Annotated in this window: 19 protein-coding genes and 1 rRNA gene; all 20 read right to left on the minus strand. The window is 41.6% G+C overall.

Annotated features, from left to right (window positions below; all coding sequences use genetic code 11):
* Window positions 1–232 (minus strand): 16S ribosomal RNA (locus DL92_RS0114425); the annotation flags it as partial.
* Window positions 233–535: 303 nt separating this feature from the next.
* Window positions 536–1,381: a DegV family protein gene (locus DL92_RS0114430; RefSeq protein WP_026654525.1), complete on the minus strand. Its 846-nt coding sequence runs from the start codon at window positions 1,379–1,381 to the stop codon at window positions 536–538.
* Between the two features lie 109 nt (window positions 1,382–1,490).
* The gene (locus DL92_RS0114435) at window positions 1,491–2,399 is read right to left on the minus strand and encodes a hypothetical protein (RefSeq protein ID WP_026668119.1); all 909 of its coding nucleotides are present in this window, start codon (window positions 2,397–2,399) and stop codon (window positions 1,491–1,493) included.
* A 17-nt stretch (window positions 2,400–2,416) separates the two neighbouring features.
* Entirely contained in the window at window positions 2,417–3,976 is a 1,560-nt protein-coding gene (locus DL92_RS0114440) for an ATP-binding protein (protein ID WP_330371124.1), read from the minus strand.
* Window positions 3,963–4,640, minus strand: a complete 678-nt coding sequence (locus tag DL92_RS0114445; RefSeq protein ID WP_026654520.1) for a response regulator transcription factor — start codon at window positions 4,638–4,640, stop codon at window positions 3,963–3,965. Before DL92_RS0114445 ends, DL92_RS0114440 begins: the two co-directional genes overlap by 14 nt.
* 18 nt (window positions 4,641–4,658) lie before the next feature.
* Window positions 4,659–5,267: a hypothetical protein gene (locus tag DL92_RS0114450; RefSeq protein WP_026668121.1), complete on the minus strand. Its 609-nt coding sequence runs from the start codon at window positions 5,265–5,267 to the stop codon at window positions 4,659–4,661.
* The gene (locus DL92_RS0114455; RefSeq protein WP_026668122.1) at window positions 5,254–7,434 is read right to left on the minus strand and encodes a glycogen debranching protein; all 2,181 of its coding nucleotides are present in this window, start codon (window positions 7,432–7,434) and stop codon (window positions 5,254–5,256) included. Before DL92_RS0114455 ends, DL92_RS0114450 begins: the two co-directional genes overlap by 14 nt.
* Window positions 7,435–7,527: 93 nt before the next feature.
* On the minus strand, window positions 7,528–8,940 hold the full coding sequence (locus DL92_RS0114460; protein ID WP_026514277.1) for an oxaloacetate decarboxylase subunit alpha: 1,413 nt from the start codon (window positions 8,938–8,940) through the stop codon (window positions 7,528–7,530).
* Window positions 8,941–8,964: 24 nt separating this feature from the next.
* Window positions 8,965–10,107, minus strand: a complete 1,143-nt coding sequence (locus tag DL92_RS0114465) for a sodium ion-translocating decarboxylase subunit beta (RefSeq protein ID WP_026654518.1) — start codon at window positions 10,105–10,107, stop codon at window positions 8,965–8,967.
* A 44-nt stretch (window positions 10,108–10,151) separates the two neighbouring features.
* Window positions 10,152–10,508, minus strand: a complete 357-nt coding sequence (locus tag DL92_RS0114470; protein WP_026654517.1) for a biotin/lipoyl-containing protein — start codon at window positions 10,506–10,508, stop codon at window positions 10,152–10,154.
* A 54-nt stretch (window positions 10,509–10,562) separates the two neighbouring features.
* Window positions 10,563–11,414, minus strand: coding sequence for an OadG family transporter subunit (locus tag DL92_RS20455; protein WP_176756603.1), 852 nt, complete (start codon window positions 11,412–11,414; stop codon window positions 10,563–10,565).
* 17 nt (window positions 11,415–11,431) lie between these two features.
* The gene (locus DL92_RS0114480) at window positions 11,432–12,862 is read right to left on the minus strand and encodes an acyl-CoA carboxylase subunit beta (RefSeq protein ID WP_026668123.1); all 1,431 of its coding nucleotides are present in this window, start codon (window positions 12,860–12,862) and stop codon (window positions 11,432–11,434) included.
* Between the two features lie 153 nt (window positions 12,863–13,015).
* Window positions 13,016–13,585, minus strand: coding sequence for an SMC-Scp complex subunit ScpB (gene scpB, locus DL92_RS0114485; RefSeq protein WP_026654514.1), 570 nt, complete (start codon window positions 13,583–13,585; stop codon window positions 13,016–13,018).
* A gap of 4 nt (window positions 13,586–13,589) precedes the next feature.
* Complete coding sequence (locus tag DL92_RS0114490; protein ID WP_026654512.1) at window positions 13,590–14,339, minus strand: segregation and condensation protein A; 750 nt, start codon at window positions 14,337–14,339, stop codon at window positions 13,590–13,592.
* Window positions 14,340–15,209, minus strand: coding sequence for a metallophosphoesterase (locus DL92_RS0114495; RefSeq protein ID WP_034461934.1), 870 nt, complete (start codon window positions 15,207–15,209; stop codon window positions 14,340–14,342).
* 139 nt (window positions 15,210–15,348) lie between these two features.
* Window positions 15,349–15,525 (minus strand): 30S ribosomal protein S21, encoded by a 177-nt coding sequence (gene rpsU, locus DL92_RS0114500; RefSeq protein WP_013280615.1) that lies wholly within the window; start codon window positions 15,523–15,525, stop codon window positions 15,349–15,351.
* A 162-nt stretch (window positions 15,526–15,687) separates the two neighbouring features.
* Window positions 15,688–16,452, minus strand: a complete 765-nt coding sequence (locus tag DL92_RS19525) for a class B sortase (protein ID WP_051199186.1) — start codon at window positions 16,450–16,452, stop codon at window positions 15,688–15,690.
* A 149-nt stretch (window positions 16,453–16,601) separates the two neighbouring features.
* Window positions 16,602–18,332 carry a methyl-accepting chemotaxis protein gene (locus DL92_RS0114510; RefSeq protein ID WP_026668124.1) on the minus strand — a complete coding sequence of 577 codons (1,731 nt, stop codon included), beginning with the start codon at window positions 18,330–18,332 and terminating at the stop codon, window positions 16,602–16,604.
* Between the two features lie 217 nt (window positions 18,333–18,549).
* Window positions 18,550–18,990 (minus strand): hypothetical protein, encoded by a 441-nt coding sequence (locus DL92_RS0114515; protein WP_155841187.1) that lies wholly within the window; start codon window positions 18,988–18,990, stop codon window positions 18,550–18,552.
* A 416-nt stretch (window positions 18,991–19,406) separates the two neighbouring features.
* A partial coding sequence (locus DL92_RS0114520; protein WP_026668125.1) for an IS200/IS605 family transposase occupies window positions 19,407–19,597 on the minus strand: 191 nt, incomplete at its 5' end.

Consider the following 19,597-nt stretch of genomic DNA (forward strand, 5'->3'; position numbering starts at 1 on the left):
GGAGTTTTTCACACTGTATCATGCGATACCGTGCGCTTATGCGGTATTAACAGTCGTTTCCAGCTGTTATCCCCCAGTATGAGGCAGGTTGCCCACGCGTTACTCACCCGTCCGCCACTAAGATTTAACAAGAATCTGCCGAAGCTTCATCAGCGTTAAATCTCCGTTCGACTTGCATGTGTTAGGCACGCCGCCAGCGTTCATCCTGAGCCAGGATCGAACTCTCACGTTTAAAAGTTTAATCCGGCTAAGAACTTAAGCTTGGCTTTTCGTTCTGTCCGTTAATTTACATTTTTCTGAATTATTCTCTTGGAATCTTTCAGGGTTGCATTACTGTTTATTTGTCAAGGTACAAGGAGCCTAAAACCCGCTCCAGTACTGCGTTTGCAGTGTTGTCTGCATCAGCAACGAATATAAATATATCACCCGCTATATTTAATGTCAACACCTTTTTTCAATTTTTTTTGCGAAAAAATGACATTTTCTGCATTACGTAAATGCATCTAACATAAAAACGTCACTTCTCGTGAGTGCTTCATGACTCAACAATAAACAGAACGCCCATGGTTCCTGGGCCGCAGTGGGATGAGACGACGCTTCCGGCTCGCGTCTCAATTATGTCAAGGAAAATTCCTAATTTTTCCAAAAAACTTCGTACTTCCTCTACTTTATCCCTGTCACAGCCTGAATGCGTGATAAAAACTCTGTCTTTTTTCGCCTTCCTAAGCTCATCTTCCATGTCTTTAACATAATTCATGATGCACTTATCTGCGCTTCCCCTATACTTCTTGTCGGGTCTCATAGTGCCACCGGACACAACGATCTTGGGATGTAGTTTAAGCGTGTTTCCCAAAAGAGCGGCAATTCCCGAACACCTTCCTCCCCTGTGCAGGAAAGTAAGGGTTTCTATAACGAAGCTGGCTCTGACTCTGCCCTTCACTTCTTCAATATACTCTGCAATCTCCGAGAGATTTTTTCCCATATTGGCTTGATCCACGGCTTCCATGACCAAAAGCCCGATTCCTGTAGAAAGATTAGCCGAATCAATTATTTTCACCCTGTCTTCAATTTCAAGTTCTCGGACTGCAAGCCTGCAATTGTTGTTGCTTGCGGACATAGACGCGGATATCGTAAAGACAATATACTCATCCTCCGAATTATCGCTAAATACATTCATATAATCCGAAACCGAAGGAGCTGCGGTCTTTGGCGTCTCTCCTGTTTCATTCGACCACTTGTATATCTCTTCGGGAGTGATATCTACTCCGTCTTTCTTTTCCTCATTACCGAGCCTTACATACAAGGGCACTATAACTATCCCATACTTATCAACGATTTCTTTTGAAAGATCACATGTGCTGTCTGAAACTATTCTGATCATATCCCTCTCCTGTCGTAAGTTGTTTTATTGTTTAGTTCCTGTCGAATTCAAAAAGCGGCACCTTTCATTACGAAAAAGTGCCGCCGTAACGCGTTCATAAATATGTTGCTTATCTTAAATTGATTTTCTGATCCTTACCGTCCTTTGTCATAATAAGTCCCAGAGTATCGACATTGGATGCATTTTTTTCATCGATCTGCGTAAGTATGGCAAGGCTCTCATGCGCCCTGGAATCTATCGTTCCAACGTATGAAGTAAGGTCATTTGGCAAGAATGTAACCGAAGAATAGCCTATATTCTTACCGTTTAGTATTATCTGGAATAAAAGATCCAATTTGAGCATATTTACGTCTTTTGCGGAATTAGACGCATTATAGAGGTCAAACCTCAGAACAAGTAGTTTTTTGCCCTTATCCGCGTTAATAACATAGCTCTTGGAACTCTCAGGATATGTACTCGAAACGGAATATCCCTGATAAGACAAAAAGATGTCATTCAGTATTTCCTGTGTATTATCGGCAGAAAGGGTTATCGTACCGGTTTCACCCGCGCCTGAAGAAGTGCTCTTTGAGCCTTCCCCGGATTTGTCCTTAGAAGCATTTTCGGAACTCTCCTTTGAACTTTCTTCAGAACTTTCCGATGAACTGCTGTCTTTGCCCGCTTCATCAGTATCGCTTGCACCGGTAGAAGCTTCACTTCCGGAAGATGATACATCTGCGCTTATTTCGTCATCCTCATACTCATTCTGATAAGGACCGGGTGTTAAATGTGAACTGTTTTCCTCAGCTTTGGCAAGTTCCATAGCCTTAGCTTCCCTGCGCTTTTTCTCATAATTCACATCAACATACGTAAGCTTAGCCTGTTCGTTCCTTGAGTATTTCATTAATAGACCTACGGCATATTCAACAGTCTGGTCGTATTCTTCAGCCGTGAGCGAAGGAAACGCTTCCCCGCATCCGGTCAGAGCCATAACCATTCCTATCATAAATGCCGGCACAAAATACTTTTTCAAACGCATAAAGTCATCCTCTTTTGTCATTTAGTTTCAAGTTCAAAATAGAACTCAACGCCGTTCGCGTAGTTGATCACGCCGTAGTCCTGCTGCATGCTTTCCATTATTGCTTTAACAATGGAAAGGCCCACACCGCTTCCACCGTATTCTCTTGTTCTGGCTTTATCAACCTTATAGAACTTATCCCAGATAAAATCGATATTTTCCTTCGGAATAGGTTCTCCCGTGTTAAATACGGATACTCTGACTTTGCCGTCTTTGTGAACAAGCTTTATCTCTATTATTTTATCACCGCTAACATGATTGATCGCGTTACTGTAATAATTCTGGAGAACTTCTTCGATCTTGAACTCATCTCCCCATACAAATATCGGATGATATTCGCCAAACTTTACGGTTACATCCTTCTGTTTAGCCAAAAGATCTGCAGATCTGATATAGTTCTTCACCATCTCAACTATATCAAAGCGCTCCATATTCGCACTGTCGTTACCAAACTCAAGCTGGTTGAGCGTAAGGAGCTTTTTTACCATAATATTCATCTTGGATGCCTCATCCATGATAACTTCACAGTAAAAATTCCTGTTCTCCTCATCATCGTTTATGCCTTCCTTAAGACCCTCGGCATACCCTTGAATAAGTGCAATGGGAGTCTTAAGTTCATGAGATACGTTCGAAAGAAATTCCTTTCGCATCTCATCTATTTGTTCCTTCTTGGCAATATCATGCTTGAGTGCGATATTGGCATTCTTAAGATCTTTGATAGATGTTTCAAGCGTTTCGGACAGTTCATTCATATTCTTCCCGAGAACATCTATCTCATTTTTATAATCACTGTTATTTTCGTACTTGGCTTCAAAATTAAGCTTTTTCATCTCATCGGAAATAAGATATAGCTTCTTGATCGGAGCCGTAACTTTCTTGGATATAATAAGAACAAGCATTGAGCCGATACAAAGTGCGACAACACCGACATATGCCATGAATTTATTGGAGATTGCAACGCTGTCTTCGATACTCTCCATTTTCGAACGAATGAAAACGACATTTAGATTTATGCCGTCGGCCCTTTTTGCCGTTCCCCAAATGTCGATATATTCGCTGTTGTTACCGTTATCTATACTCTTCTGAAGAGTGTATCCGTTTCCGTCGTAAGTCCCCTGACTCAACACAAAATGGTCTTCTTCGACCGTTTTTTTGATAGGCGCAGGTTTCATAGACTGCATCAAACAATCAACCAGGACATTGACCAGCTGGCTGTTGCTCGAAACGCTCTTGATAACCTTTGTTTCATTATCACAAACTACCATATCAATATTATATCTTTCACAAATAAGGCGCATGTTGCGCTCAAATTCAAAAGATTCAATATTGTCATCGGCTATGGCGCTCACAACAAGCTCATAAGCTTCGATAATATTCTCTTTTTTCTTTTGCACATAGAATCGCTCAAGAAAAATAACGTTTATGATAAACCACAATCCAAAGGTCACCAGCATCGTTAAAATGAATACTGCACTGATCTCTGCGCGCACGGAATGTGTCTTCATTTTTTTATCGATAGAAGTCTCAGTCTGTTTCAAACTTGTAACCCATTCCCCAAATAGTCTTTATCATATCGCCCTTATTTCCGAGCTTTCCGCGAAGTTTTTTTACATGTGTATCGATAGTACGTGCGTCACCAAAATAGTCATAGTTCCACACATTATTAAGAATCTTCTCTCTGGAAAGAGCAACGCCCTTGTTCTCGAAGAAGAATGATAACAGTTCGAATTCCTTATAGCTAAGCTCAATATCTTTGCCGTCAACCGTAACGCTGTGAGCGACTTTGTTAATTGTAATGCCGCCCTCTTCCATTACTTCGTTGGTTGTCACAATATTGGCTCTTCGCAAAATAGCCGAAACTCTGGCTGCAAGAATCTTGGGACTGAAAGGTTTTGATATGTATTCATCAACACCAAGCTCAAATCCGAGAAGCTCATCGCGTTCTTCCGATTTTGCGGTAAGCATTATGATGGGCACCTTGGAATTTTTCCTGATCTCTCTGCAGACTTCCCAGCCGTCTCTGTTAGGCATCATAACATCAAGAATAATAAGAGAAATCTCTTTGTCCTCATAAAAAATATCAAGCGCTTGCTGGCCGTCACCGGCCTCAATTACGATATAGCCATCCTTTATCAAAAAGTCTTTGACAAGCTTTCTCATTCTGCTCTCGTCATCAACAACCAAAATCTTTAAATCATCCACTCTGACTTTCCTCCTAACCTAGTCATTGTTCGCATCATCATAATAACCCTCAGAGCTTTCAATGCCAAGTTTTTTTTCTGCTTCACGAATTACTTTTTCCCTCTGCGTAAGATCCTGCTCCCACGAAGAGTAACGGTTTGTCACATTCCTCTTGTAATTCAAAATATTATCGCTGTCACCGGTCGATGCGATAATGAACATTGCAATTACAATTATCAGTAAAAAGATATTTAGAATATATGGGAATAATCTCTTAAATTCTGCTTTGCTGTCCCTTGCATCAGGTTTGATCCTTTGCTGGATCGACAGATTTTCAAAAGCAGAATGCCTTGTAAGACTGACCGGTATCGGTATAGGAATAAGTTCTTCCTCCGAAAAGCCGCTCGCATATAGTTTTTCCCTAAGTCTTGCAAGATACTGCCATCCTATAGGGGACTTAAATATTTTATTCTCTATAGCCTTTTCGTATACAGCCTTTATATCATTGGGTCTGCTTGCCTTCACACGCTCTTCCAGAACTTTTATCTTGGACAGATCCAAAGACGCCTTCTGAGCATCAAGTTCAGACAAGAAGTCATAACCCCCCACTATAAAATTTGCATCTGTACGCTCATCATTGATTGCCATATTCAACTCCGTATGAAGCTATGAATACGCTGACACTCCTAGCTTTCAAAGTTTTATTTCTCCATGTAAGAGGCTTTGGTCTGTTAAAGTAGAACTTACCTTCCTCATCGCCTCCTGTGTCAACGCAGAGCCCCCAATACGCACCACTTGGCGGATTTGGAAGCATTATCTGTATATCTTCCCAATAAGCATTTATCGCAAGATATACTATGTCATCACGGCCCTTCTTTTCATCAAAGCCGGCAAAACGCACGCATATAACCTTTGAGTCCTTTGTGATATTTCCGTTGTCCGGATTCTCTGTATGAACAGACACAAAGGGCAAGCCGCATTTAGCTCTCTCAAGGTCTTTTCGTATCGCCGCATGCTTTCTCCTAAACTGAACAATATTCCTGTAAAAAGAGAAAAAGGCTTTATTCTTTTCAAGAAGATTCCAGTTAAGCCATGATATTTCATTATCCTGACAATACGCATTGTTATTGCCAAACTGCGAATTGCCAAATTCATCTCCCGCATAGATCATGGGAGTTCCTCGGCTGCACATAAGAACAGTCACAGCATTTCGCATCATCCTGAATCGCAGGTCAAGAACGCCGGGATCATCGGTATCACCTTCATATCCGCAATTCCAGCTCCTGTTATCGTTTGCGCCGTCCGTATTGTTCCAGCCGTTATCTTCATTATGCTTGTTATTATATGCATAAAGATCGTAAAGTGTAAATCCGTCATGACAATTTATAAAGTTAACAGAGGACTCATATCCCATATACGATCCGCCATACAAATCCATGGAGCCTGTAATTCTCTTAACAGCCTCCGGAGCAGCCCAAATATCGCCTTTAAGATACGATCTTATGTCATCTCTGTACTTACCGTTCCACTCTGCCCAGCGCTTCCACGAAGGAAAACTACCTACCTGGTACATTCCGCCGGCATCCCACGCTTCGGCAATAAGCTTGACATTTCCCAAGATGGGATCGTAAGCAATTCTCTGAATAAGCGGCGGTCTCTCCATAGGTGCGCCGTCCTGATCTCGTCCAAGGATACTTGCAAGATCGAATCTGAAACCGTCAACTCTGTACTCTTCCACCCAATAGCGAAGGCACGAAACAATATACTCCTGAACCATAGGATGATTACAGTTCATAGTGTTGCCGCATCCGCTAAAATTATAATACTTTCCGTCAGGTGTAAGCAGATAATAAATATTATTGTCAAAGCCTTTAAACGAGATAAAAGGCCCGTATTCATTGCCCTCCGCCGTATGGTTAAATACAACATCAAGGATAACTTCTATATGCCTCTTCTTGAGCTCTTTTATCATATATTTAAGCTCAACACCTTCCTTGTTGTGCTCGGCTTCATGCGAATAACTCGTATTGGGAGCAAAAAAAGCCGTGGTATTGTATCCCCAATAATCAAGAAGTATCCTTCCGTTTGCAACTCGCATATCACGAGTCTCATCAAACTCAAAAATAGGCATCAGTTCAACAGCCGTGATCCCAAGTGCTTCGAGATAATCCGCTTTCTCGGTAATTCCTTCAAATGTTCCTCTACACTTTACGCCTGATGATTCATCCATCGTAAAGCCTCTTACATGCATCTCGTAGATTATCGTGTCGCACATGGGAGTTCCAAGGCTCGACACATCATCCCACGCAAAATTCTGCCTTACCACTCTCGCCCTATATGTACCTGAAGTGAGGTTTTCGCCCCATATTCTCTGTCCGGATACCGCTTTTGCAAAAGGATCGAGCAATGTATTTTCCTTGTCAAAAAGAAGCCCTTTATCAGGATCCCAAGGCCCATCCACGCTATAACAATATTCAAGGTTCTCAATGTCCAGTCCAAAAACGATCATTGAATAAACCTTTCCTATCTTGTAGCTCTCAGGGAAAGGAATCGTCACAAAAGGCTCCTTATCATTTCTGTGATACAAAAGAAGCGCAATAGATGTCGCACCGTTGGAATAAATCGTAAAATTAATCCCACCGGGAAGCATAGTTGCCCCATACAAATCAGCAATGCCGGGCCTTATTTTATAGCCGTTAACCTCATCCAAAGGAATAAACTGACGTTCAATTTCGTTTTCCTTCAGTTCAACACCCTGCCTTTTTTCGGCATCTATTAACTTTCTGCTTTTTTTATGCCGTCTGTATTCACTCATGCATTAATTTTACCATAATATTCATTAAATAAGCGTTAAAAAGAGCTATCAAACGTAAATATTTACATCTGATAGCTCTAAAATTTTTAATAATTAAACAGGATATGCTCCGTTCTTTGTATCAGCGGCAGCAACATCAACCGATGTCTGCTGTGCCATACGATACTTGAAGAAGTCTGTAGCAACCTGAGGGAAGAGTGCGTATGAAAGAACGTCCTCATCCTGCTGCTTCCACTGCTTAACGTCCTCTTCGAACTTCTTAAGTCCGGGCTCAAGCTTATCTGCAGGTCTGCATGTGATAACTTCTCTGTCGCCGATGATCTTCTTCTGAACTTCGGGATTGAAAGGCTTGATTGTCTTTCCGTACTCACCAGCAAGAAGATCCTTTGTCTGGTCTGTAGCAACCTTGTATCTCTCGCCCATAAGAACGTTCATAACAGCCTGTGTTCCAACGATCTGTGAAGAAGGTGTAACAAGCGGAGGCTCACCGAAATCCTTACGAACCTGAGGGATTTCCTCAAGCACTGTATCGTACTTGTCGCTTGCGTTCTGCTCTTTAAGCTGGCTAACCATGTTAGAAAGCATTCCGCCGGGAACCTGATACATAAGAGTCTTGATGTTAACACCAAGAACCTTTGCATCCATAAGGCCGCTTGCAAGGCACTCCTCTCTGTAAGGTCTGAAGTGATCTGCGATCTTAGCAAGAAGCTTCTGATCGAGGCCTGTCTCAAAAGGCTGTCCCTTGAATGCTTCAACCATAACCTCAGTAGCAGGCTGTGATGTACCGAGTGCGAAAGGAGAAATTGCGCAGTCGATGATATCAACACCGGCCTCAGCTGCCTTCATGTATGTCATGCTGGCAACACCTGAAGTGTAGTGTGTATGAAGGTCGATAGGAAGCTTTGTAGCGCTCTTAAGAGCCTTAACGAGCTTCTCAGCCTCATAAGGAAGAAGAAGTCCTGCCATATCCTTGATACAGATTGAATCTGCACCCATAGACTCAATATCCTTAGCGATATTCATCCAGTACTCTTCTGTATATGCATCACCAAGTGTGTATGCAAGAGCGATCTGAGCATGTCCGCCCTCTTTCTTACATGCCTTAACCGAAGCCTCAAGGTTTCTAAGGTCGTTAAGACAGTCGAAAATTCTGATTATATCAATACCGTTTGCGATTGACTTCTGAACGAAGTAATCAACAACGTCATCCGGATAATGCTTGTATCCGAGAATGTTCTGTCCACGAAGGAGCATCTGAAGCTTTGTATTCTTAAAGCCTGCTCTTAACTTACGAAGTCTCTCCCAGGGATCTTCCTTAAGGAATCTCATGCAAGCATCGAATGTTGCACCACCCCAGCACTCTACTGCGTTATATCCAACCTGATCCATTGTATCAATGATAGGCAACATAACCTCTGTGGGCATTCTTGTTGCGATAAGTGACTGATGAGCATCACGCAGAACAGTCTCATTGATACGAATTGGTTTCTTTTCAATATCTGCCATATCTATTTTCACCCTTTCTGTGATTTATACTCCAAATACTGCCATGAATGTACCTGCAACTACCGCTGTACCGATAACACCGGCAACGTTAGGTCCCATTGCATGCATGAGCAGGAAGTTGGAAGGATCGTATTCTGCACCAACTTTCTGTGATACACGAGCTGCCATCGGAACGGCTGATACACCGGCTGATCCGATAAGCGGATTGATCTTGCCCTTCGTAATGAAGCACAACAGCTTACCAAGAAGGCAACCTGCCGCAGTTCCGATAGCGAATGCGCAAAGACCAAGAATAACGATCTTGATTGTTGTCATATTAAGGAAAGCCTCAGCACTTGTTGTTGCACCAACAGAAGTTCCGAGAAGGATAACTACAATGTACATAAGTGCATTTGAAGCTGTCTCCTGGAGCTGACGAACAACGCCTGACTCTCTGAATATGTTTCCAAGCATCAACATTCCGATAAGAGGAGCTGTTGTGGGAAGAATCATACTAACAACTACTGTAACTACTACAGGGAAAAGAATCTTCTCAAGCTTAGTAACTTCTCTAAGCTGCTGCATCTTGATTGTTCTTTCCTTCTGAGTTGTAAGAAGTTTCATGATAGGCGGCTGGATCATGGGAACCAGTGACATATATGAATATGCCGCAACCGCGATAGGTCCTAAAATTGCTGTCTGATGAAGCTTAGAAGCCAGGAAAATTGAAGTAGGGCCGTCTGCTCCACCGATGATTGAAATAGCTGCTGCAGCCTGATCGTTGAAACCAAGTGCAATAGCAATAAAGTAAGCTGCAAAAATACCGAACTGTGCAGCTGCACCCATAAGGAAGCTTATAGGGTTTGCAATAAGCGGTCCGAAATCCGTCATAGCACCTACACCCATGAAAATAAGAGAAGGAAGAATTGCCCACTCATCAAGGATGTAGAAGTAATGTAACAATCCACCTGCAGACTCGCCAACAGGCTCAGCCATAATAGCAGGATAGATATTTACAAGAAGCATACCAAACGAAATCGGAACCAAAAGTAATGGCTCAAATCCCTTGGCAATTGCAAGATACAGGAAAACCAATGCTACGACAACCATGACATAGTTGCCGACAGACATTGAAGTAAATGCAGTTTGATCCCAGAGATTAGATAATGTCTTAACTATGTAATCCATTTTTTATCCTCATTTCTGTATAAAATAATACTTTCTCTGATTCATCAATTAAGAGTTGCAAGAACTGTTCCTGCCTCTACAGAATCGCCTGCTGCAACATCAATACTTGCAACTGTTCCGTCTGAAGGAGCTACCATAGGGATCTCCATCTTCATAGACTCAAGAGTGATAACTGTATCGCCCTTCTTTACAGCCTGTCCAACACTGGCATTGATCTTAAGGATCTTTCCGGCAGCACCTGCCTCAACCTTGATTGAACCAGCACCTGCGCTTGCCTTCTTAACAGGAGCTACAGGAGCCTTAGGTGCACTTGAAGCTACAGGAGCTACTCCGCTTCCTGCGCCTTCTTCTACTGTTACATCATATACGTTTCCGTTTACGGTTATTGTATAGTTTTTCATTGTTTCTCCTTTCATCCGACACAGATTCAAGTCTCCGTGTACCCGATGTCATTATTAGAATTTTTTCCAATTATTGTTTACTTTTCTGATCGATCTTACACGGAATCCATCTGTGCTTCCGCTTCCCTCGTACGCAGCGATCGCAGCGGCGATAACGGCAACGAGCTCTGAATCTCCTGAGAGATCTTCCTGCTCGGCAATCTGGCTTATTGTGTTATCCATTGCCTTTGCTGCAATATCTTTGTCGCTTACTTTTTTCTTCTTCTCTCCGAAAAGAACAGGGAAAAGACAGATGATAAGCGAGATGAGAATAAGGATGGCAAAAGCCATTCCCATGCCGAGAAGTGTATTAAGACCGGCATTTGTAAGTTTCTCTCCAAGTGTCTTGTTTACCGTAACACCTGCATCACGAATACTGAAATCATTGTTGATATAGAGCTGCAAAAGCGCGGAATGTTTTGTTCCCTGAATTGTAGCATCTACAACAAGAACATCATCATCGTTGATGTAGTATTTTACATCGGTAACTTTTATATCATCATTGAGAGTCTCAACACTGTTAAAACCAACTTCTTCAACTGCCTTGTACCAGCTTATATATCCTGACTTAATAGCATTAAAATCATCTTCATTGACTTCCTTGATGGTAAGGTTATTCTCATCAAATTCCATTGCCAAGCCAAGATACTGCTTCTCATCGAAGTTTTCGGGTGTGATATCGTTAAGATACCATCCCTCAAAAACTTTATCCTCGATATATGTTGCATACTGCTCCAATGAATCAGGTTTAAACAGTTCTTTTGGATATCTGTAACTGTCCAAGGAGCCTTCTGCAGCTTCACCGCAAGCACTGAGTCCAAAAAGGCAGCTGAGTATCACTCCCAAAACTAAAATTTTACGTTTCATTTTGAGCGCTCCCTTCATTATACTGTACCGTGCTTCTTTGCAGGACGTTCATCCCTCTTGGTGAAAAGCATCTCAAAAGCACCGATCACATACTTTCTTGTATCGGCAGCTTCGATGATCTCATCAACATATCCTCTCGCAGCAGCACTCTTAACATTGTTCTGAAGCTCTGCATAATCAGCTGCAGCCTTTGCAACAGTATCTGCATCTTTTCCATCACAAATAATCTTTGCAGCAAGTTTTGCATCCATTGATCCGATCTGTGCACCGGGCCAGCTGATAGTGATATCTGCTCCGATTGCCTTAGAATTCATGATCACATAAGCGCTTCCGAATGCCTTGCCTGTAATAAGGTTAACCTTAGGTACTGTAGCATTTGCAAGTGCATAAACAAGCTTACCAGCAGCCTTTGCAACATGCTTCTCATCACACTTTGATGAACCGAATCCTGTTGCATTTGTGATTGTAAGAACAGGAAGATCAAAAGCATCGCAGAAGTTTACGAACTCTGCAGCCTTCTCGCATGCATGAGCTGTAAGCTTATCATCGAACTTCTCAGAAGCCTTTCCGTTCTCGTCATATATAGCTGTACGGTTTCCAACAAGTCCAACAGTTGCTCCGTTGAGTCTTATGAAACCGGTAACCATCTCTTTTGCATAGTCTCTCTTTGTCTCAAAGAAAAGACCGTTGTCAGCAATCTGACCTGCAATAACAGCGGGATCCTCGATAGCACCGTCAAGGTTCTCGCATGCTCTGTTGAGATCGTCAGAGCACTCCTTGTATGAATCTCCGTCCTCGTTGTTTGAAGGAAGAAGAGATACAAGCTCTCTGATCTGTGCATATACAGTAGCTTCGTCGGCAACAACGTCTACATTGCCTGCCTCAGTACTCTGCCACTTTGCACTGGATGTATCACATTTCTCTTTATAGTTGCCCTCAAGAGCATTAGGTGAATTAACGAAAAGCTTAGCCTTCTCAGACTCCATGAATGTGAAGTCTGTGATTGAAGGGATAAGTGCAAGTCCACCGCCACATGATCCGAAGATTGCTGTAATCTGAGGAACAACGCCCGAAGCCTCCACCTGCTTAAGATAAATCTCTCCAAATGCGTTGAGCGCATCTGTTGCCTCCTGAAGACGAAGTCCTGCTGAATCGATAAGTCCGATTACAGGAGAGCCTGTCTTGATAGCCAGATCGTACAGGCGAACGATCTTCTTAGCGTGCATCTCACCTATAGAACCGCCAAGCACTGATGCATCCTGACTATAAACATACACCAGATTACCGTCTATAACACCATAGCCGGTAACAACACCGTCTGAAGGTGTTTCTTCCTGTTTCAGATTGAAATCTGTGTTTCTGGCTGTCACAAGAGCACCAATTTCAACGAAACTGTTTTCGTCGAGCAAAGAGATAATTCTTTGACTCGCTTGTGAAGAACTACTCATTTTTCTTTAACCTCCGTAAATATATTTAAGTTATGTTAATCTTTTGGAAAAAGAACGCAACTTAAGTCAGAATATAGTATAGCAAAAAAGAAAGTCAAAAAAAAGGAAAAAAGCATTTTTTCTGCCTTTTTCCGAAAACATTATATTATAAAATCAAATATCCAGCTTGACATTAACTTCCTGCTCTGCCTCAGCTTTGAATTCTTCAACCTGAACAGCACCTACCGTAGGCAGCTCCTCAAGCGACTTTACGCCGAAACTTCTAAGGAATTCTTCCGTCGTTCCAAAGAGAAGCGGTCTTCCCGGAGCATCAAGTCTTCCGAGCTCCTGAATGAGCCCGAACTCAACAAGACGATTTACCGCGTGATCGCTGTTAACACCTCTTATCTTCTCCACTTCAAGCCTTGTTATGGGCTGTTTGTAAGCGACTATTGAAAGTGTCTCCATAAGAGAATCGGTAAGAACCGCCTTTCTCGGAGTCTTTGCTATTTTTACAAGGTACTCGTACATCTCTTTTTTGGTACAGAGCTGTACAGCGTTCTCAAGTTCGATAATACCGATGCCGCTGTCTTCGTTTTCATATTTGGTCTTGAGATATTCTATGCTCTCTTTGACCTCTTTTGCACTCGCTTCCATGGCCTTCGCCAAAGCACTTATCTCAACGGAATCTCCCATTGTAAAAAGGATTGCTTCTATGATCGCTGCGCCTTCTTTACTTGTCATGGTATCAACTTGCCTTTCTTGATTTGATAATGATATCTCCGAACGTCTCGTCCTGCTCTATCTCAATTTCTCCAAGCTTCATCTCTTCAAGCATAACCAGAAATGTCACGATTATCTCTGTCTTGCTGTGTTGCTTTTCAAGAAGCTGCCTAAAGCTGAATCTGTCATGTTCCCGTATGTATGCCTTTATATAAAGAGTCTTGGCATCCATATCGACCTCTTCTTTTTCGATATTTCCGAATCTGCTTCTGATAGGATCGACCTTATCCTCCTGTCTCTTAAGAAGCTCTTGGAAGATTGAATTAAGTTTGGAAAGTGTCGCATCCCCTATAAGATCGGAAAAATCGATCGGAGCCTCATACTCGCTGACTTCCTTGGGTATATTCCTGCTTCTGAACCACTGCATGTCAGCTTCCTGCTGTCTGTCTTTGAGTTCATCAGCCATAAACTTGTACATCTTGTATTCAAGAAGTTTCTCTACAAGTTCTGCTCTCGGATCCTCTTCCTCTCCGTCCTCATTGACTTCCTTGGGAAGAAGCATCTTACACTTGATATCTATGAGTGTCGCAGCCATTACAAGGAATTCGCTTGTAACTTCCATATCATCCCTCTGCATAGCATTTATATAATCCATGTACTGCTCGGTGATCGTAACGATCGGGATATCATAGATATCTATTTTGTTTTTGTCTATAAGGTGCATAAGAAGATCGAGAGGACCTTCAAAGACCTGCAGTTTTACCTCAAGTGACATTTATTTCGCCTCATGTATTTTAATAACATCCACCTCGCAGGGATTGAACATTCTGACCTGGATCGTATGTGTTCCAAGCCCCCTGCTGAGGACCAGATGTTTTTTATCAATCTCAAAATGTCCGCCGTCATATTTAGGAAAAAGAGCTATCGTAGGCGAGATAACACCTCCAAGAAGCGGCAGTCTGACTATACCTCCGTGAACATGTCCCGCCACCGTAAGATCGGCGCCCCATTTCGCATACTCTTCAAAATACTGGGGATTGTGTGCTATAAGAATCTGGAACTCTTTCTTTGAGCTGTCGCCCAAAGTTCTCTTTAAAAATCCGGGTTCCATTTTTCTTTTTAAGATCTTGCGATAATAGTTCATATTAAGGTCAAGACCCGTTATCCTGATGTTCCCGTCCGCAATTCCCACCGACTCATTCTCTAAAAAGGTTACTCCCGCCTTCTTAAGTCTGCTCTTATATCTGTCATAGAAATTACCGTAATCCGAGGTCCAAATCTTAAGCCTGTACTCATGATTGCCATTCGCATAATAAAACGGATACTTCTTTGCAAGGCTCTTTGCCAGTTCAAATCCCGGTTCATACTTTATCGGCTTTTTATCCTTGCGCGCGTTAAAAAGGTCTCCCGCACAGAGTATAATATCCGGCTTTACGGCATCAATCGCATCGACCAGCTTTTCATTATTTTTGCCAAACGAATATCCATGAAGATCGGAAATCAGAACAAAAGTGTGATCGCCCTTTATCTTATCCGACTCAAGGTCATAAGTCCGTACAACAAAATTATGCGTGTCATGATAAATTACAACAACGCACAATATTATAAACAAAATTATTGCTGCAGCACAATAAAAAAATGTCATATATAAATACTCTCAAATCCGTTTATTTCATTTCAAAAATCACCAAGAGATATTATAGCATAAAAAAATATCCGCGAGGTGCACATCCAAAGCATAAAAAAAATCCCTGGAAACTCCAAGGATTTTTTCACATTTAAATTTAGTTATATTTGCGCTTTCTTGCTGCTTCAGACTTCTTCTTGCGTCTAACGCTAGGCTTTTCGTAGTGTTCTCTCTTACGAATTTCCTGCTGGATTCCAGCCTTCGCACAACTTCTCTTAAAGCGACGCAATGCGCTATCCAAAGTCTCGTTTTCTTTTACTACTACAGTTGACATCTTCTACTCTTACCCTCCCTTCAGTCCCTTCAAGCACATGACTGATTGGGTTATTTATTATGTTTTAAGCCCATTAAAGCTCACATAACAAAAATATTATAGCACAAAAAACTTTGTCGTCAAGCACTAATTCGTAAGTAACATATTTTTCTATCGTATTTTTTATTTGATTTTCTTTTGTCCCTCTTTGTAGGTATGAATAACAAACCGCTTCTTTCCTCCCGTAAAGCCGCTACAGGTTGAAAGCGTAAGGATTGACGGCCTTTTGTCAAAGGCTATTTCTTTTTCAATCCCCCATTGATCGTTTGAAAAGATATATTCCATAAAACGGTCGTATCCCTCGTCATCCGTAACTTCACTGTACGCTTCGCTCCCCGCAGTCGTTATCTCGTAGGCAAACGCTTCGTATCTGAATATCGTATCGCCCGTATAAATATACACATACGGATTATCTTTGAGAAGATTACTGTTCTCCGGAGAATAAACTTTCTTTAAACTTCCAAACATTGAACCGTCTTTCATGTTATGGCCAAATATCATATCATGCAATCCACAAAAGTTTTCGTCACTGAGGACATCCTCAAAAAGACTTCCGGCGTAGCTCTCCTTACCTTCAATAGTCTTATGCAGATACTCGTCTATCTCCTTTTCTTTTACGACAGGATAACTGATATCGAGGCACGGAATGTATATCCACGCTGTAATATCGGGATTCTTTTCCTTTAGTTTCTCAATATCAACCTCCATGTCGGGATAGCCGTCATCAGTTTTATCAGCCGTCTCCAAAAGAGCATATTCACTTCGTATGCTGTCATATTCATTTACTGCCAAAGTCAGTTCTTTTTTATCTTTTACAACATTAACCGCCTCAATGGCGATAACTGCCACGCACAGGATAATTGCAGCTATTCTGATCTTGTTCTTCATACTACGCCCTTTACGTTTTTAACCTGAATATCAATTTATTATAAGTTCGGGATTAGCTTTTATCAACTGTCGCAAAGTCGTAGACATTCACCTTTCACAGAAAAAGAGACTACAGTTGCCCGCAGCCCCTTCTTCCGGCAGTTCAAGTATTATTTGAAGTAGCTTATTGATTCTTCAAGATCCATAGCAAGGTTCTGGAGTCTCCTTGCAGATTCATCAATTATCGAGAATGTAGCGTTAAGTTCCTGCATGGATGCATTTGTCTGCTCCGAAGATGCGGCATTCTCCTCAGAAATAGCCGAAAGATCCTGTACGATCTCGACAAGAGCAATCTTGGCATCATTCAGGTTATCGATCATCTTGGAGATGTTCTGTGTATTATCCGTAACAACCGCAACATTCTGAGACATCTCAGTCATATCATTCTGAGTGGACGCAATGCTCTCACCCTGAAGCGCAATACTTGCATTTAAGGAATCCATAACCTTTACGGAAGCCTGCGCATCTTCCAGAAGTTTCTCAACTATTGCTTTGATCTCATCAGCACTGCTCTTTGACTCATCGGCAAGCTGTCTAATCTCATCGGCAACAACCGCAAATCCCTTACCTGCTTCTCCCGCTCTTGCAGCCTCGATTGAAGCATTAAGTGAAAGAAGGTTTGTCTGGGAAGCAATTTCATTGATCGCATCTGAGAATTTGGCAATTTCGTTTGCACTGCTGTTTGTAGCGGTAATCGTCGTACCTATCTCTGTAACAGCCTCGGCAACGGCTGAATTCTGGGTTACTATTTCAACAAGAGCATCTGTAGCCTTGTCACAGCTTTGTTTCATACGGCTCGCAGCTTCATCAAGTGTAGATATATTCTCGGAAATAAGATCTATATTTGTTCCGATGGAATCCGTACTTGCAGCGGCATTTTGAACGCTTTCGGCCTGTGATACCGCGCCCTTACTAACTTCACCTATAGCATCCGTAACCTGAGAAGATGCAGAGGTTGCCTGTGAAGCAGAATCAGCCAGTTCAAGTCCGGCTTTATTCAGATCTTTTGACATACTCTTTGTCTTAGAAATAACTTCATCAAGCTTTCTATTAAGGAGTGATGTGCTCTCGGCAATCGCACCGATCTCGTTTTTGTTATCGATTATCTTATCGTCGAATTCGCTGTTAAGAGTTCCGCTTGCAACTTCATCTATGAATTTTGCAATATTCTGCATCTGGGAAGATATTCTCATCGCAATATATACTCCGAATGCAGATACAGCCAATAAGATCACAATTGTTGTAATTATCATTGAAGAGATAATACTATTGACATGTGAAGAAACATCAGATGATTCACGTCCCGAGAAAGCCATCGCAGCAACGCTTCCATCCGAGTTAAACATCGGACAATAATATCCGTAATAAGGCATTCCTTCAATCACAAGAGAATCGGATGAATATTCAGTTTTTCCGTTGATAACCGCCTGTATAACCGCATCGGAAGCTTTTGTTCCGATGAGTCTGTCGTTCGATCCCTTTTTATAGATTGTTGTAAGAACACGGGTATCGCCAAAAAAGATAGTATAGTCAATACCTGTCTCGGCATGAATTGTATCCAATATACCTCCCAGTTCTTCAGATATTGACTCTCCACCCTTAAGAAGATCTCCATCTTCCGAAAGACTCCAGTCGCTGTTATCATTAAGCGCCCCGGCTTCATCGGCAAGATGCTCAGTTGTCGCCTTAAGTTCTTCAAGGATAAGGCTGTGATATACTCTATTGATATTGACATATGCCATGATTGTAAGCAGTACCGCAACCGCACTTATCGTTATCACAGCAACAATAATGACATTGACAAGAAGTTTTTGTTTGTGTTGAACCTTTCCAGTATCCATGCAGTCTCTCCTTTCATAGACAACCCGATCCGAAAATATAATACACAAATCTATCTTTTTTAAATTGCTCTAAAAAAACAAATAACTTAATTATTATCCTGCCATCACCATCAATTATAACATTCAAGAAATAATTTCAAACACAATTCCGTTAATTTTAATCCATTTTATGATTATTTAATAATTCATAAATATACAATAAAAAAAGACGCCGAACTTAATCGTCATCTTTTTCATCATCAAATTCAGGATCAGTACTCCTGTTATAGTATACATTTTTCTCATTCTGAAGAGCTATGGTTCCAAGAATCGAAATCGCTATCAAAAATACAGCAACCCCTCCAATGAATCCAGCGACGGAAGACAGAGCACCTTTGTCTCTATCACGTTCCATTCCTACAGTATCGGAATTACTCATCTGGGTATTAGCCGAACTGCTAATAGCGCTCGATGCGTAACCGCTATCCCCCGAATCATTAAAAAGAGTTCGATAAATTCCTTCTGAAAAAATTTCATCCTGTGCCAATGCCGTAATACTTAATCCCTCAAACGTCATGGAAATCACAACAAATACTGCTATAACCTTCAATCCAATCAGAGAAACGGCAAATCTGCACTTCTCTTCCCACTGCATATATATACTATCTCCTCTACTCATAACGTCCTGCAAATCCTTTAGTCAACCTATTTTTTAGCCATAAATAACTAGTAATAAAAACGTCCCCCGTCTTTTAAAAAATCAACTCATAAACTTTACATGACTTAATTTTTATATCACATTTTCTAAAGGATTGTCAATACCCGTAGAAGCTATAATATTGCTTGTTATCACTGTGTAAAGTCGTGTTTTTGGCTTAACTGCCGCATCTTAAACGTTTTCAGAAAATTACATATTCATTAATAGAAATAGAAGTATTTTTAACTTTTATTTAATTTTCTAAATCAGAACCACCGGCTTAGCCGGTGGTTTGTTCTGGCCCTATAAGGGCCTGTTGCCGGCGCTGAGTCTAAAGACTCGCCGAATGGTTCGCCAGCCGCAACATCATTTTCCTACAGAGCCCCCTGGGCTCATTTTTATTTGTTTTGCTTTACCGGCTCACCCGTGAACGGGTCAATATACTCTTTTAGTGTCATTTGGTCGTACTCTAAATCCTCTTTTAACTGATTCTTTATGTACTCCTCGATTTTCTTTGCATTCTTACCTACAGTATCTACGTAATAGCCTCTGCACCAGAAATGTCTATTGCCGTACTTATACTTGAGAT

It is taken from the genome of Butyrivibrio sp. AE2005 (assembly GCF_000686965.1).
Lineage (GTDB): Bacteria > Bacillota > Clostridia > Lachnospirales > Lachnospiraceae > Butyrivibrio > Butyrivibrio hungatei_A.

Coding starts and splice junctions, on each gene's coding strand:
- DL92_RS0114470 (WP_026654517.1), bottom strand. CDS start 10,508: ATGAAAAACTATACAATAACCGTAAACGGAAACGTATATGATGTAACA.
- DL92_RS0114480 (WP_026668123.1), bottom strand. CDS start 12,862: ATGAGTAGTTCTTCACAAGCGAGTCAAAGAATTATCTCTTTGCTCGAC.
- DL92_RS0114495 (WP_034461934.1), bottom strand. CDS start 15,209: ATGACATTTTTTTATTGTGCTGCAGCAATAATTTTGTTTATAATATTG.
- DL92_RS0114430 (WP_026654525.1), bottom strand. CDS start 1,381: ATGATCAGAATAGTTTCAGACAGCACATGTGATCTTTCAAAAGAAATC.
- DL92_RS0114515 (WP_155841187.1), bottom strand. CDS start 18,990: ATGAGTAGAGGAGATAGTATATATATGCAGTGGGAAGAGAAGTGCAGA.
- DL92_RS0114460 (WP_026514277.1), bottom strand. CDS start 8,940: ATGGCAGATATTGAAAAGAAACCAATTCGTATCAATGAGACTGTTCTG.
- DL92_RS20455 (WP_176756603.1), bottom strand. CDS start 11,414: ATGAAACGTAAAATTTTAGTTTTGGGAGTGATACTCAGCTGCCTTTTT.
- DL92_RS0114465 (WP_026654518.1), bottom strand. CDS start 10,107: ATGGATTACATAGTTAAGACATTATCTAATCTCTGGGATCAAACTGCA.
- DL92_RS0114490 (WP_026654512.1), bottom strand. CDS start 14,339: ATGTCACTTGAGGTAAAACTGCAGGTCTTTGAAGGTCCTCTCGATCTT.
- DL92_RS0114510 (WP_026668124.1), bottom strand. CDS start 18,332: ATGGATACTGGAAAGGTTCAACACAAACAAAAACTTCTTGTCAATGTC.
- DL92_RS0114450 (WP_026668121.1), bottom strand. CDS start 5,267: ATGGCAATCAATGATGAGCGTACAGATGCAAATTTTATAGTGGGGGGT.
- DL92_RS0114455 (WP_026668122.1), bottom strand. CDS start 7,434: ATGAGTGAATACAGACGGCATAAAAAAAGCAGAAAGTTAATAGATGCC.
- rpsU (WP_013280615.1), bottom strand. CDS start 15,525: ATGTCAACTGTAGTAGTAAAAGAAAACGAGACTTTGGATAGCGCATTG.
- scpB (WP_026654514.1), bottom strand. CDS start 13,585: ATGACAAGTAAAGAAGGCGCAGCGATCATAGAAGCAATCCTTTTTACA.
- DL92_RS0114435 (WP_026668119.1), bottom strand. CDS start 2,399: ATGCGTTTGAAAAAGTATTTTGTGCCGGCATTTATGATAGGAATGGTT.
- DL92_RS19525 (WP_051199186.1), bottom strand. CDS start 16,452: ATGAAGAACAAGATCAGAATAGCTGCAATTATCCTGTGCGTGGCAGTT.